The organism is Erythrobacter insulae (genome assembly GCF_007004095.1).
In the GTDB taxonomy this organism is placed as follows: domain Bacteria; phylum Pseudomonadota; class Alphaproteobacteria; order Sphingomonadales; family Sphingomonadaceae; genus Erythrobacter; species Erythrobacter insulae.
Window position 1 is genome coordinate 172,551 of record NZ_VHJK01000002.1, and the last position, 13,854, is coordinate 186,404.

The window sequence follows — 13,854 nt, forward strand, 5'->3', positions numbered from 1 at the left end:
GCGCCGCTGCTCGTTTACTTCAAGACACCTTTGCGTTCGATCGCGCTTCTATTTGAGCGAATTCGCAAGCAGCTTGTGCAGCTTTGAATGCAAAACGTCATTTGCAGCCAGCACTTGGGCCGAATGGATCGGGTTTGAACGCCCGCGATAATCACTGACGAATCCGCCAGCCTCACGAATCAGCAGACACCCTGCTGCCGTATCCCAATCATTAAGCCCGCTTTCCCAAAAGCCGTCAAAGCGCCCCTGCGCGACATAAGCCATGTCGAGCGATGCTGCGCCAAAGCGGCGAATACCGGCGACTTCAGGGCCGATTGCGCCGAAAATCCGGCTCCATTCGGCAAAGTCTCCGTGCCCCTGAAACGGGATGCCTGTCGCGATTAAGGCTTCGTCGAGATGCCGGCGACCGGACACACGCAGTCGCGCATCCTGCAGCCATGCGCCGCGGGTTTTCTCCGCCCAATACGTTTCGTCGTTGATCGGGTGGTAAATCACCGCAGCGGTAACATCACCCCAGCCTTTGCCATCGAGACGCGGCTCCTGCACTGCGATACTAATGGCGAAATGCGGAATACCATGGAGGAAATTGCTGGTCCCATCGAGCGGATCGATGATCCAGCGCGGCTTATCCGCGTCCCCTTCGATGACGCCGGCCTCTTCGAGTACAAAGCCCCAACCGGGCCGCGCATTCAAAAGTTCGTCATACAGGATGCGTTCGGCGCGCATATCGGCCTTGGACACAAAATCAGCCGGGCCTTTCCGGCTAACTTGCAAATGCTCGACCTCACCGAAATCGCGGCGCAGGCGGTTGCCCGCCTTACGTGCAGCGCGTTCCATGACGCGGATCAAGCCTGAGAACATCGACATGTTTGCTTAGCTCGCTTTGCCGACATAAGTTTGTTCGTAGACATCTACGATGATGCGCGTGCCGCTTCCGATGTGTGGCGGGACCATGATGCGAACACCATTATCAAGCACAGCCGGTTTATAGCTGGAAGAAGCGGTCTGCCCCTTCACCACTGCATCAGCCTCAACGATTTCTGCTTCGATTTGCTGGGGAAGCTGCACCGAAATCGGCTTTTCTTCCCAAAGCTCCAATTGCACCTGCATGCCGTCTTGTAAAAACGGGCGGGCATCACCGAGCAGATCGCTGGGCAGGTTGATTTGCTCGTAAGTGTCCTGATCCATGAACACCAGCATTTCGCCGTCTTCATACAAGAACTGATAATCTTGCGTATCGAGGCGCACTTTCTCTACCGTATCCGCGCTACGGAAGCGGACATTGGTTTTCCGGCCATCTTGCAGGTTTTTCATCTCCACCTGCATGTAAGCGCCGCCTTTACCCGGCTGCGTGTGCTGGATTTTGGCAACTTTCCAGATGCCTTTTTCATACTCGATGATGTTACCGGGACGAATGTCTACGCCGCTGATTTTCATGGGGCCTGCTGCCTTTTGTCGGAATTGGGTCGCGCGCCGATGGGCGGTACGCGCAAGATACTGTGATGCGCGCCAATAGCGAAGCGGCGGCCCAACGGCAAGCATACCGCGCTCCAACTGTAATTTGTCGTAAAATGTCAGCCCAAATTCAGCTGAACATCCTTAACGTCGTGGATGAAAGCGCCACATAATGTTACCAAGAGGCGCACAATGAGAACCCTAAAATGAAAACGCGTTACATATTCCTTTTAACAGCGGTTGCGGCTGCGGTTGCTGCGGCAGCGCCAATGATGGCGCAAAACACGCCTGCTGGCGGCCCGCTGCAAACGATGCCGCATGGCACATATCAATGCGCGCTCCCTGGCGATGCCGGCGGCGACGCATTTCGCGTGGTAAAGAGCGAGGAATTCCGGCTCGGCGCTTCATCCAGCTACTCCAATGCCGATGGCAACGGCATCTACCTTTTGAAAGGCAAGTCGCTGACGTTCACGCGCGGCCCCAAAAAAGGCGAACAATTCACCCGTGTTGGCACCAACCAGCTAAAGCGCGGCAAGCTGATCTGTACCCGTCTTGGGTCAGGTTCGTGATTTAAGTTTAAATCTTACCTCGCGTTTCGCTGATATCGGGCGACGGTACCCTATTCTGCTGAGGTGTCGGGTTTAGGCTTGGGTTTGGGCTTGGGCTTGGGCTTGGCCGCGTTGCCGGAGGCTGCGATTGCGATACTGGCGGTTCAGCTACGGCGGGCGCTGCCGGTGGTGACGCGATTGGCGGGTTAGCGATTGGGGGCGCGGAAGGCTCGATTGCTGGCGGTGATGGCGGTGATGGCGGAGTGTCAACCGAAGGCGCTTCTCCGGCTGCCTCGGCGGCAGTCCCTGCGTCTGTCTGGCGATCACTCGCCATCTCAAACATGGTTCCGCCAAAGATAATCCATACCGCAGACGTCAGCGTCGCGGTTATGACGATGGTGAGAACTCGGTCTACAAATTTCATTGAGCAGGCCTTTCTGTTTCGTCGATCACCTTAGCGAAGGCTTCGACTGCCGCGGCTTCATCGCCGTTCCAGACACCGCCCGAAACCGCGATAAAATCGGCACCAGCCTTGATCAAAGGCGCGCAATTACCCGGTGTTATACCGCCGATGACGACGCAGGGAATTTCAAACAAGGTGGTCCACCATTCGACCGTCTCAATCGTAGGCCGCTCCGCCCCGGACTTGTCTTTCGTGGTGCTTTCAAAAAACGCACCAAAGGCGACGTAATCCGCGCCCGCCTCGCCTGCGTCCATCGCCATGTGCTTTGATGCGTGACAGGTAATCCCGATCTGAGCGTCCCGGCCCAGTTCCTCACGCGCCTCTTTGGGGTCGCCGTCCCCCTGTCCCAGATGCACCCCATCCGCCTTTAACCGTTTGGCCAGCGGCACGCTGTCATTCACGATAAAGGCGACGTCATGTTCGGCACATAGCGCCTGAAGCGGCTGCGCCAAGGCGGCCAGTTGATGCTGATCGTCAATTCCCTTCACGCGAAATTGAAACGCGGTCACCACGCCTTTGCCTGCGGCAAGCGCACGTTCGAGACGGGCAGGAAAATCGCCGGCCACATCGGGCGGTGAAATAAGGTAAAGCTGTGTTTTAATCATCGCCACCGCGCTTAGCCTCGCTTGCGCTTCACGCCAAGCGCGCTGTTTGGCCGCTTAGGCAAACGTGACATTGCTGCGCAGCAAAGCAGCATCGAAGGCGTCTGGATCATCGAGCCGTACAAAAATCCGATCCCGCCCATTCTCCAACGGCTGCAACAATTCGATACAGCGATTGGGAAAGGCAATTCCAGCGAGATTGATGTGCCCCTTCTTTTCCAAGGCACCTTGCTCCCAACTGCGTCTGACCTGCGCAATATTCGCGCAGTCCAGCTCGATCGTTTTCAAGGACCCGAAATTCAGGGTCAGCGCATCGCCGGAAAGCTGATGCGGTTTTGTCCTGAATGACCGGATCCAAAGCAGGATCCAAAGCGCACTAATCGCCGAGACAGTGGTTAACGTCCAACCGATGAGCGGCCATTTCAGAGCAACCAGAAAATGCACCACGAACAGTTCAACCAGAGTGAGTGCAAACATCACCCACATTATCGGGGAAACATCCCTGTGATATTCAAATCGCTCTGGTTCGCCGGACGACATAAACGATCAGGCGCAGCTTGCACCTGCGATTTTGTCGATCGCGCTTGCCAACGTATTGTCAAATTCAGCATCCGATTGGTCTACGCGCAGGTCCTGCAACAGCCCGCGGCTAAAGCTGGCAATCATTCCGGGGTTCTTGGCGAGATGCGCGCAGGCATCATCGGTTGAATAACCGCCAGACAATGCAACCACCCGCAAGACGTTGGGGTGCTCGATAACAGGCGTATAATGCCCTGGCTTAACCGGAATCGAGAGCTTCAGCATGACTTTGCGGCCCTCCGGCAATGCATCAAGGCCTTTCAAAATCTCCGCGAGCAAGATGTCCTCACCTGCTTCGCGGTCTTCGGCAGTGATGTCATATTCCGGCTCGAGCATCGGCATCAATCCGGCATCGGCAATCTGGTTGCCAACCGCAAATTGCTGAGCGACGATTGCAGCGATTCCTTCTGGATTGGCCGATTTGATCACCGACCGCATTTTTGTGCCGAACATGCCGTGCGACACCGATTTTTCCAGAAGCGCGGGCAATTTATCGAGCGGTTTCATCAACTGAACGCCGTTCTCTTCGTCTGCGAGCCCCTGATCAACCTTGATAAACGGGACAATACCGCGCGCCTTCAGCGCATCGGCGGTCGATTTTCCATCGACGGACCCATCCATCGTTCTTTCAAACAGAATAGCGCCGATGACCTTGCCGTTCGAGAAACAGGGTGAGGTTATTACGCGGCTGCGCATTGCGTGGATCTGCGCGAACATCTCATCGTCGCCCGACCATTCGCTGTCTTCAACACCGTATCCGCGCAGCGCCTTTGGCGTGGAGCCGCCCGATTGATCCAAAGCAGCAATAAAGCCTTTACCCTCGGCGATTTTGGCGGTCATCTGTTCGGTGTTCATCGGGTGTCCTTCGGTGTACATAGGTATGCATGAATGGGCTGTCCGCGCTTTAGCCAGACCTTGGCCGTGCTGCAACTGCGAGTTCAGCGCTTTGAGAACTTGCGGATAATACCGGTAAAACTGAGCGCAGGGTTACCATCTGCAGTTATCAGCCCGCGCACAAAAATAGTCTTGCCGCCGCCGCGCGTAACTTCCCCGCGCGCCTCGACCAATGCCCCAACCGGCACTGCGCCCAGAAAATCGCTGGAAAGGTTCATAGTGACCGCATTGGCCCCGCCCAGCTCATCAGTCGCGATTGCAAACAAGGCAAAGTCGGCGAACGTCATCAGGCATCCGCCGTGCATCGAGCCTGCACCGTTCATGTGTCTTTGCTCGGCGCGGAACGCGCTGAGATAGGAGCCGTCGTCTTCGCGGCGCATAAAGAACGGACCGCTACGCGTTTCGAACGGATCGTAGTTCCAATGGTGCCAACCGGTAAATTCGCCATCGGCGCATTCAACGGCATTGCCGTATCCGTATTCAGTGATCGTTTCGGTCATGTCAGGTCCAGAACTGCAGGCTTCTAACGATCTTGGTAAACCGTTCATCCGTGGCAGTGGGTGCAATGGTCCGTTCGGTCAGCTGCCAACCACCAAACCGTGCTTTGCGCCACAATCCGGTGACCATGAATTCGCCTTTCCACTCGGCGCGCCCCAATTGCAGATCGAGTTTTGCTCCCGCTGCATACCAGGCGCATCGCCCGTGCCGGCGGACAAATGCTTCACCCAGCAAAAAGCCGGTGCAGCGAAAGCCATCTTCCATGGCGGCCACAAAACTGGGCCGGTCGAGCAGCTCGGGCGGTGTTGCCCCGACCATCATCATAAAATCTCGCGCTGCCAATTTGCGTATCGCCCCGCCATCACGGTGCATCCAGGCCTGCATAAACCGCAGCTCTTGCGCCTGGATCAAGGATGGAACATCCGCCACTGTCAGTTCCGGAGCGCAGCCACACCGGGTAGCTCTTTGCCTTCCATCCATTCAAGGAAGGCCCCGCCAGCGGTTGAAATATACGTTACATCATCGGTCACGCCTGCCTGTGCGAGCGCGGCAACAGTATCGCCGCCGCCAGCAACACTGACCAGCGATCCTTCCTGTGTAAGCGCAGCCGCATGGCGGGCCAGCGCGACAGTCGCGGCATCAAACGGCTCTGTCTCGAACGCGCCGAGCGGACCATTCCAAACCAAAGTCCGGCACGTCTTAAGGACATCGGCCAGCGCCTCTGTTGCAAGCGGCCCGATATCAAGGATCATCTCATCCTTGGCGACCTCGTGTACATTGCAAATGCGAAGAGAGGCCGGGTTTGCGGCAAATTCTTTCGCGACAACCACATCATATGGCAGATGCACGGTGCAGCCCGCGTGATCGGCTTCGTCCAGGATTTTCGAAGCCGTGTCCGTCAAATCATGTTCACAAAGCGATTTGCCAACATTGACGCCGCGCGCGGCGAGGAATGTGTTCGCCATGCCGCCGCCGATGATCAGGTGCTGTACCCTGCCAACAAGATTTTCGAGCACGGCCAGCTTGGTAGAAACCTTTGCACCGCCGACCACCGCTGCAACGGGAGTTTCGGGCGTACCTAATGCGGCCTCAAGTGCCTTGAGCTCGCGCTCCATCGCACGGCCAGCATAGGACGGCAGAAAATGCGTAATGCCTTCGGTCGTCGCATGTGCACGGTGCGCGGCGCTAAACGCATCGTTCACGAAGAAATCGCCATGGGCTGCGATGGCCTGCGCAAAATTGGGATCGTTGTCGGTTTCACCGGCCCAGAAACGCGTATTGTCGAGCAAGCCGATATCGCCGTTTCGCAGAATTCCAATGCTCTGCTCAACCACGGGCCCGGCGACTTCTGGAATGAACATCAATTCCTTGCCCAGCACGCCCTCGACATCGCCAACGACCATGCTTGTCGAAAGGACGGAAGAACGTTTGCCTCCCGGACGCCCGAAATGCGCGAGCAGCAAAACTTTCGCGCCTTTATCGGACAATTCCAGAATGGTCGGCTTTACCGCTTCCACACGGGTTACATCGCTCGCCGAACCATCTTTCATCGGCAAATTGAGATCAACCCGAACGAGCGCGACCTTGCCGGTCACGTCACCCAAATCATCAAGTGTCTTGAATGCGGCCATGTCGCGCCCTTTCGAATCGATTAAATCAGAGGAACTTCGCCATAACGCCTGCAGTGTCGATCATGCGGTTGGAGAAACCCCACTCGTTGTCATACCAGCTAACCACACGGGCGAGTTTGCCTTCCATGACACTGGTTTCAAGACTATCTACAGTCGAGCTGGCCGGGTGATGGTTAAAGTCAGACGATACCAGCGGCTCATCAGTGTAATCGAGCACACCCTTCATCGCGCCATCGGCCGCCGCTTTAAGAGCTGCGTTCAATTCATCAACCGACGTGTCACGGCCCGGTTGGAAAACCAGATCTACAAGCGATACATTCGGGGTCGGGACCCGGACTGATGAACCGTCAAGCTTGCCTGCAAGCTCGGGCAGAACGAGACCGACAGCGCGCGCCGCGCCAGTGGTGGTCGGGATCATATTCTGCGCCCCGCCGCGGGCACGGCGCATGTCGCTGTGCATTTGGTCAAGCATGCGCTGATCATTGGTGTAGGAATGGATCGTGGTCATGAAACCGCGTTTGATGCCGACGGTATCGTTCAGCACTTTTGCGATGGGCGAAAGGCAGTTTGTGGTGCAGCTCGCGTTGGAGACGATCACATCATCGCCCGTCAGCACATCGTGATTGACGCCGTAAACGATTGTGGCGGTGACGTTTTTCGCAGGGGCGGAAATCAGCACACGCTTTGCGCCAGCGGCAAGATGCGGGCGGCAGGCTTCGTCGCTTTGGAAAAAGCCCGTGCATTCCAGTACGATATCGACGCCTTGCTCGCCATGCGGCAGGTTGGCCGGATCGCGTTCGCTCGTAACAGCGATCGACTTACCGCCGACAACAATCGCACCGTCCTTTACATCAACTTCACCGGGAAAACGGCCATGGGTGGAATCGTATTTGAACAGCAGAGCGTTCGATTTGGTATCCGCCAGATCATTAATCGACACGAGGTCAAGATCATGATCATCACGCTCGAGGATAGCGCGGGCGACAAGACGGCCGATGCGGCCAAAACCATTAATTGCAACTTTGGTAGCCATGAAAGGAGCTCCTGCTTAGTCGTTCAGTTTGTTCAAAATTTGTGGCACGATCGCGTCAGCGGTGAAACCGAAATGCGCAAACAAGTCTTTGGCTGGCGCTGACGCTCCGAACCTGTCGATCCCGATATTGACACCGTTTGTACCGGTGTAACGCTGCCAGCCGAAAGTGCTCGCCGCTTCGATCGAAACGATCAACGCGTCCGCAGGCAACAAATCAGCGCGGTAGCCAGCATCCTGTTCATCAAACAGCTCGGTGCAGACCATGGAAACAACATCGGCGCCGATGCCCTTTTCCTCCAGCGCCTTGGCACTTTCCATCGCAAGCCCGATCTCTGCGCCTGTAGCGAGGATTACGACCCTGCGACCCGCCTCCGCAGCATTCAGGCGATACGCGCCTTTCGCGGACAGGTTCTCCCCTGCATCCTCAAGCCGGACTTGCGGCAAACCCTGGCGCGACAGGGCGAGGATCGTTGGCCGATCAGACTGCTGTAAAGCGACCTGCCAGCATTCCGCTGTCTCAACAGCATCAGCCGGGCGCATCACCAGCAAATTGGGCATCGCGCGCAACGAGGCAAGGTGTTCAACAGGTTGGTGTGTCGGACCGTCTTCGCCAAGGCCGATTGAATCGTGCGTCATCACATAAATCGCACGGGTTTTTTGCAGAGCCGACAGGCGGATTGCCCCGCGTGCGTAGTCGGTAAAGACCAGGAAAGTGCCGCCATACGGGATGATACCGCCATGCAGCGCCATGCCGTTCATTGCTGCGGCCATGCCGAATTCGCGGATGCCGTAATAAACATAACGGCCGCCGTAATTATCGGCAGTAAATCCTTCGATACCGCCAGCTTTCGTGTTGTTTGACCCCGTCAGATCGGCACTGCCGCCCATTGTTTCGGGCATCGCCGGGTTGATCACCGCAAGAGCCATTTCGCTCGCTTTGCGGCTCGCAACCCCTTGCGGATCAGCAATCAGGCTTGCGATATGCTGTTCGATCACATCGGTATCTGGCAAATCGCCAGACATGCGGCGCTCAAATTCGTCTTTATGTGCCGACGCCGCCAAACGGCTATTCCATGCCCCTGACGCATCGCGTCCCGCAGAGCCAATCGAACGCCAGTCTGAAAGAATCTCAGCCGGTACGACAAATGGTTCTGCGGTCCAGCCCAATGCTTCACGCGCACCGGCAATCTCTTCTGCGCCAAGTGGCGCGCCGTGCGTGGCGCTCGTGCCCTGTTTGGTCGGAGCGCCTTTGCCGATTACCGTTTTGCAGGCAATTAATGACGGGCGCTCAGATGCTTTCGCTTCGTTGATTGCCCGTTCGATGTCGTCAAAATCATGACCGTCACAGCTGACCACGTGCCAACCGGTCGCTTCAAAACGGGCCTTCACGTCTTCGCTGGTTGATAGATCCGCCGGCCCATCAATCGTGATGTTGTTATCATCCCAAAGCACGTTCAACCGGCCAAGATGCAAGTGGCCAGCCAAACCGATTGCTTCGTGGTTAACGCCTTCCATCAAACACCCATCGCCTGCGATTACCCATGTCCGGTGATCGACAAGCTCATCGCCAAACGCCGCGTTAAGATTGCGCTCGGCCATCGCCATGCCGACAGCCATCGCGATACCCTGACCGAGCGGGCCAGTGGTCGCTTCGACGCCATCAAGCAGAAAGTTTTCCGGGTGGCCGGCGCACGGGCTGCCCAATTGCCGGAATGCGCGAATGTCATCCATGGTCGGGCTGGCATAACCGGTCAGGTGAAGGAGGCTGTAAATCAGCATCGAACCGTGTCCGGCGGACAAGACAAAGCGGTCCCGATCAGCCCAATCGGGACGTGCCGGGTCAAACTTCACATGGTTCTTAAACAGAACGGTCGCGACATCCGCCATGCCCATTGGCATACCCGGATGGCCCGAATTGGCTGCCTGCACAGCATCCATTGAAAGCGCGCGAATGGCATTGGCCATGCTCTGCAAACGTGAAGTATCAATCGTCATGCGGGTCTGTTGCCTCCTGCTGGCAGGCGGCGTGTCCATAGGGTTGCCGCTGCGCAATATCCTCGCGCGCCGCAAGGTGTCTCTTCCGCGCGCGATTCGATGTTCTGCCACGCCATTGCCGAGCGTTAAGATGAGGTCAAGCGATCCGGGGCTGCTGTCTCGCGTTGCTCCCCAGATGCGCGGCGATGCATTCGCGCCTTAAGGTTCAAGATCACTTATCAACAGGCACCAGCAAAGCTTTGCGCAGACACGGCATTCTTGATATTTAGTGGTCATGACAGAAGGCCGCATCGTTACTGCTATGGCGCGCATAGAGGCCGCGATGGAACGGATCGCATCTGCACGCGCCTCTTCCGTGACCAGTTCCGGTGAAGGAAACACCTCCGCCAAGGTAATGGCCTTGGTCAACACACATGAAAAACTTCGCGAAGAAGTGGCCGACACAATGCGCGAGCTCGACACATTGATCGAGGAGCTTGAGGGATGAGCCAAGTAAAGCTTTCAATCGGCGGGCGCAGCTACACCGTGAATTGCGCCGATGGTGAAGAAAACCACATCACCGACCTTGGAGCGATGATCGACGAGAAATATGGGCAGCTCGGTGAAGCGCGCAGCGCGCAAGAATCGCAGAACCTCCTGTTTACTGCCTTATTTTTGGCAGACGAGCTGTCCGAAGCTCGCAAAGTGGCCAAGAAATCGTCCGAGATTGTCGAGCATGAAAAGGCCAAATCCGGCGGCAAGAAAGCCGAATTGAAAACTGCGATTGAAACACTAACCAAAGCCGAGGCACGCGCCCGTGAAGAAGTGGGCGAATTGAAAGCGCAGATTGCCGAAATGCGCGAATCCGCCAGCCATCAACACGACCTTTTCGGCGCCGCTGACCTTGGCGAAGATATCGTAGAAAAGCTTGAAGCGCTCGCTGCGCGCGCCGAAGAGACTGCAAGCGCGCTTGAAGGTGCGGCCTAGGCAGCCTAAGTCTATTTATGGCGGGGCTGCCCGGCACGAGCCGATTGAACATCCCTGAGGCTATAAGCAATCCATAGGGAGCTGTCCCTGTCCGGGTGCACGGGTTCGTCCTGGATGCTTGGATACACGGCGCCCACCTGACGTTTTCGCGTCAGAGGATTTCTAGCGCAACGACCCATGGTGGTCCCGTCATTATTGTTTTGCACAGCCCGAAGGGCGCGAGAACACGTAGTTCTTGCGGCCATCGATCGCACCGCTTCAGCCGCCCTTGCGGGCGTGCGGCCTGGTGCTTACTTCTCTGGGCAATGACCCTTTCCAAATCAGATCTTCGCAAAACGCTTCGCAAGAAACGGCGGGAACATGTCGCTGCGCAGCCAACTGCGATCCGCGCTTTGCTGTTTCATCGCCCGCCAGCGCCCTTGCTTGCCAAAATTGGCGCGGGGGCAAGCATTGCCGTTTATGCAGCCAATCCGCAGGAGGCACCGGCGAGCGGATACGCAAAATTCTTTCACGAGGCCGGTCATACAATCGCTTTGCCCTATTTCGATTCAGACGATGCCCCGATGACGTTTCGCGAACATAGCGATCCGTTTGGCGGAAGTGATCTTGTGCCGGGGCCTTTCGACATCGCCCAGCCGCCCGCAGATGCTGCGGAACTTGTGCCCGATATTCTCTTTGTTCCGCTGCTTGGCTTTACCGCCGACGGAGAACGGCTCGGCCAAGGCGGCGGGCATTATGACAGGTGGCTAGCGGAACATCCGGGCCGTACGGTCATTGGGTTGGCATGGGACGCGCAGCTTTGCGATGCGCTGCCAACCGAACCGCATGACATCGCCCTCGACGCGGTGGTTACCCCAACCCGCATTTACGGAATCGATTGATGAGAGAGACACCGACTTGGCGCATACCGGCTGGTATTATCGGGCTGTTTGTATTCTTGATGATCTATGGCATCCTGATCGCTCGCTATGCTCCTGATCTGATCGGTGGCTGGCCCGGCTGGGCTCAAACGATCATCTATCTGGTGCTCGGTCTGATCTGGTTATTGCCGCTCAAACCGCTGCTGATCTGGATGGAAACAGGCAGTTGGAGCGCGCCGGAAGAACCGGACCCGGACAAGAATTAAATTCCGCCGGGCCCGGTCATATCTGGGTCAGGTAACCTTGTGTTTGCCATCGGCTTGAATGTGAATAGCATCGAGCGGTTTCTTGCCAGAGATCGGCTTCGCGCCCTCTTCCCAATGCTCCTCGATATCGGTGGCCACAACGCCGAAAGTGGTTCGGCGAGATTGTCTTCGTCTCTTCCCTGTGATTGGTCGCACACAATTTGGCTAGAACTTCGGGTTCTTTATTGCCTCCATCGAAAGCGCCCTCACATATTCCAAGTCGTTCAGGGGCACAGATTCCACTGGGTCTTCTTCGTAAACAAATCCCAAGGTATCAAGATACCGTGTGGTTTGAACAGAGAGCCGCGCTTCCGGATTGGGTCGGAGCAGGAGGACGGGTGATACAGCTTTGACGGTCTAAGCCAGATCGCCCGATGACGACTGCTGAGACGCAAATTACCGATTTCAGAGATCCCAAGTGGCGCGAGTGACGAGACTTGAACTCGCGACCTCCGGCGTGACAGGCCGGCGCTCTAACCAACTGAGCTACACCCGCTTAAACTTGACTGTTCAAACTGTGGTTTGCACCGCTTGGGAAGCAGGCCTCTAAGCCCCGCTTTCGACGCTGTCAACGGCCATTGGCTCTTGATGCGTCCATTAATTGCGCTTTTATTTCTCCAATCAATCCGCGAGCAGCAAAACCGGCGTTTCGATCAGCTTTTTCATATCCTGAATAAAGCTTGCTGCGTCATATCCATCAACCACCCGGTGATCGCAGCTGATCGAGATATTCATCAGCTTGCGTTTCTCGATTCGCTCGACACCGTCGGCCCCGGTTACAAACATGGGCCGTTCAATGATGCGATTTGGGCCAATGATTGCGACCTCAGGGCGATTGATCACCGGAGTCGTCGCCACACCGCCCAGCGGGCCGAGCGAGGTCACAGTCAAGGTAGAACCGGAAAGCTCTTCTGACTTTGCCGAACCGGTTCGGGCCGCCTCTGCCAAACGACCGATTTCGCGCGCCAATTGCCAAAGATTTCGGCTTTGCGCGTCTTTGATAACCGGCACCATCAACCCGTTATCGGTTTGAGCGGCCAGTCCTAGATGCACTGCGCCGTGGCGGGTGACGATGTTTGCTTCATCATCGTACCGCGCATTGATCATCGGATAATCCGGGATCAGTTTGCAGATCGCCGTGATCAGCAAGGGAAGCATAGTCAGCTTTGGTTTGTCGCCGCGCGCACTGTTCAGATCAGCCCGCATGCGCTCCATGTCCGTAACGTCGCATTCCTCGACATAGGTAAAATGCGGAATGTTACGTTTTGCAGCGGACATATTCTGCGCGATCCGTTTGCGCAGACCAATCACTTTGATCGCTTCATCTTCGCGCGCCGCACCAGCCGGAGCAAACCCGCCGCCGGAATTGTACGAAAGAAACTGGTCCAGATCGCCGTGGCGAACGCGGCCATCATCGGCAGGCTTCACCTGCGCCAGATCAATCCCAAGATCGCGGGCACGCTGACGTACAGCGGGACTGGCAAGCACTTTGGCCGCAGAAGAAGGCTCCGAAACCGGAGCCGAAGCGGGTGTTGGTGCTGGTGCTGGTGTAGGCTCAGGCGTCTGAGCAGGAGCAGGAGCCGCCTCAGGCGGGCTCTCAGGCGCAGGTGTAGGTACCGGTGCCGGTGCCGGTGCCGGTGCCGAAGCAGGCTCTTGCGGTGCCTCTTCACCTTCATCTGACGCTTCGTCTGATACTTCGCCTTCGACTTCAACGACAAGCAACATCGCACCAACCGAAATGGTATCGCCAACTTCCCCGGCGACTTCGATCACTTTGCCGTCAACTGGGCTCTCGATATCGATCGTTGCCTTATCGGTCATCACGTCGACCAAATGCTGGTCTTCGGATACAATATCGCCGACCTTGACCTGCCATTCGACGATCTCCGCCTCGGCAACGCCCTCGCCCACATCGGGCATGTTGAAAGTGAACTTAGCCATATTTCAAACTATCCTTCGACCTGCGATCGCTCGCTTCGATTGTGTAGGACCTGGGTGACAAAAACGGAATGTGTCATCCGGTGC

17 protein-coding genes, 1 tRNA gene and 1 other RNA gene are annotated in these 13,854 nt (G+C 56.7%); 6 read left to right on the top strand and 13 right to left on the bottom strand.

The window, feature by feature from the left end:
* Positions 1-48: 48 nt before the first annotated feature.
* Both FGU71_RS13415 and efp read right to left on the bottom strand, forming a co-directional pair.
* A complete protein-coding gene (locus tag FGU71_RS13415; protein WP_142789282.1) occupies positions 49-867 on the bottom strand; it encodes an inositol monophosphatase family protein in 819 nt (272 codons plus the stop codon).
* A gap of 6 nt (positions 868-873) precedes the next feature.
* Positions 874-1,437 (bottom strand): elongation factor P, encoded by a 564-nt coding sequence (efp, locus tag FGU71_RS13420; RefSeq protein ID WP_142789283.1) that lies wholly within the window; start codon positions 1,435-1,437, stop codon positions 874-876.
* A 224-nt stretch (positions 1,438-1,661) separates the two neighbouring features.
* Here efp and FGU71_RS13425 point away from each other — a divergent pair, with 224 nt between their 5' ends.
* Positions 1,662-2,024, top strand: coding sequence for an elongation factor P (locus FGU71_RS13425; protein WP_142789284.1), 363 nt, complete (start codon positions 1,662-1,664; stop codon positions 2,022-2,024).
* Between the two features lie 7 nt (positions 2,025-2,031).
* On the opposite strand, the gene FGU71_RS13430 is transcribed toward FGU71_RS13425, so the two are convergent.
* From FGU71_RS13430 to tkt, 9 genes are all read right to left on the bottom strand, one after another.
* Positions 2,032-2,427, bottom strand: coding sequence for a hypothetical protein (locus tag FGU71_RS13430; protein ID WP_142789285.1), 396 nt, complete (start codon positions 2,425-2,427; stop codon positions 2,032-2,034).
* Positions 2,424-3,071 carry a thiamine phosphate synthase gene (gene thiE / locus FGU71_RS13435; RefSeq protein ID WP_142789286.1) on the bottom strand — a complete coding sequence of 216 codons (648 nt, stop codon included), beginning with the start codon at positions 3,069-3,071 and terminating at the stop codon, positions 2,424-2,426. Before thiE ends, FGU71_RS13430 begins: the two co-directional genes overlap by 4 nt.
* Before the next feature lie 54 nt (positions 3,072-3,125).
* A complete protein-coding gene (locus FGU71_RS13440) occupies positions 3,126-3,545 on the bottom strand; it encodes a hypothetical protein (RefSeq protein WP_142789287.1) in 420 nt (139 codons plus the stop codon).
* A gap of 69 nt (positions 3,546-3,614) precedes the next feature.
* Positions 3,615-4,502, bottom strand: a complete 888-nt coding sequence (locus FGU71_RS13445; protein ID WP_142789438.1) for a fructose bisphosphate aldolase — start codon at positions 4,500-4,502, stop codon at positions 3,615-3,617.
* Between the two features lie 83 nt (positions 4,503-4,585).
* A complete protein-coding gene (locus tag FGU71_RS13450; protein WP_142789288.1) occupies positions 4,586-5,041 on the bottom strand; it encodes a PaaI family thioesterase in 456 nt (151 codons plus the stop codon).
* Position 5,042: 1 nt separating this feature from the next.
* A complete protein-coding gene (locus FGU71_RS13455) occupies positions 5,043-5,468 on the bottom strand; it encodes a DUF4440 domain-containing protein (RefSeq protein ID WP_185960320.1) in 426 nt (141 codons plus the stop codon).
* Between the two features lie 2 nt (positions 5,469-5,470).
* The gene (locus FGU71_RS13460) at positions 5,471-6,670 is read right to left on the bottom strand and encodes a phosphoglycerate kinase (protein ID WP_142789290.1); all 1,200 of its coding nucleotides are present in this window, start codon (positions 6,668-6,670) and stop codon (positions 5,471-5,473) included.
* 25 nt (positions 6,671-6,695) lie between these two features.
* Positions 6,696-7,703: a type I glyceraldehyde-3-phosphate dehydrogenase gene (gene gap, locus FGU71_RS13465; protein ID WP_142789291.1), complete on the bottom strand. Its 1,008-nt coding sequence runs from the start codon at positions 7,701-7,703 to the stop codon at positions 6,696-6,698.
* Between the two features lie 15 nt (positions 7,704-7,718).
* Complete coding sequence (gene tkt / locus FGU71_RS13470) at positions 7,719-9,698, bottom strand: transketolase (protein WP_142789292.1); 1,980 nt, start codon at positions 9,696-9,698, stop codon at positions 7,719-7,721.
* Positions 9,699-9,972: 274 nt separating this feature from the next.
* On the opposite strand from tkt, the gene FGU71_RS13475 reads away from it, so the two are divergent.
* The 5 genes from FGU71_RS13475 (at position 9,973) to FGU71_RS13490 (ending at position 11,790) form a co-directional block, all read left to right on the top strand.
* Complete coding sequence (locus tag FGU71_RS13475) at positions 9,973-10,185, top strand: hypothetical protein (protein WP_142789293.1); 213 nt, start codon at positions 9,973-9,975, stop codon at positions 10,183-10,185.
* On the top strand, positions 10,182-10,664 hold the full coding sequence (locus FGU71_RS13480; protein ID WP_142789294.1) for a cell division protein ZapA: 483 nt from the start codon (positions 10,182-10,184) through the stop codon (positions 10,662-10,664). Before FGU71_RS13475 ends, FGU71_RS13480 begins: the two co-directional genes overlap by 4 nt.
* A gap of 20 nt (positions 10,665-10,684) precedes the next feature.
* Positions 10,685-10,855, top strand: a non-coding RNA gene (gene ssrS / locus FGU71_RS14340) — 6S RNA.
* A 114-nt stretch (positions 10,856-10,969) separates the two neighbouring features.
* Positions 10,970-11,545, top strand: a complete 576-nt coding sequence (locus FGU71_RS13485; protein WP_142789295.1) for a 5-formyltetrahydrofolate cyclo-ligase — start codon at positions 10,970-10,972, stop codon at positions 11,543-11,545.
* The gene (locus tag FGU71_RS13490) at positions 11,545-11,790 is read left to right on the top strand and encodes a DUF2842 domain-containing protein (protein WP_142789296.1); all 246 of its coding nucleotides are present in this window, start codon (positions 11,545-11,547) and stop codon (positions 11,788-11,790) included. Before FGU71_RS13485 ends, FGU71_RS13490 begins: the two co-directional genes overlap by 1 nt.
* A gap of 458 nt (positions 11,791-12,248) precedes the next feature.
* On the opposite strand, the gene FGU71_RS13495 is transcribed toward FGU71_RS13490, so the two are convergent.
* Positions 12,249-12,325 (bottom strand) — tRNA-Asp (locus FGU71_RS13495).
* A 125-nt stretch (positions 12,326-12,450) separates the two neighbouring features.
* Complete coding sequence (locus FGU71_RS13500; protein ID WP_142789297.1) at positions 12,451-13,770, bottom strand: dihydrolipoamide acetyltransferase family protein; 1,320 nt, start codon at positions 13,768-13,770, stop codon at positions 12,451-12,453.
* Between the last annotated feature and the right edge of the window lie 84 nt (positions 13,771-13,854).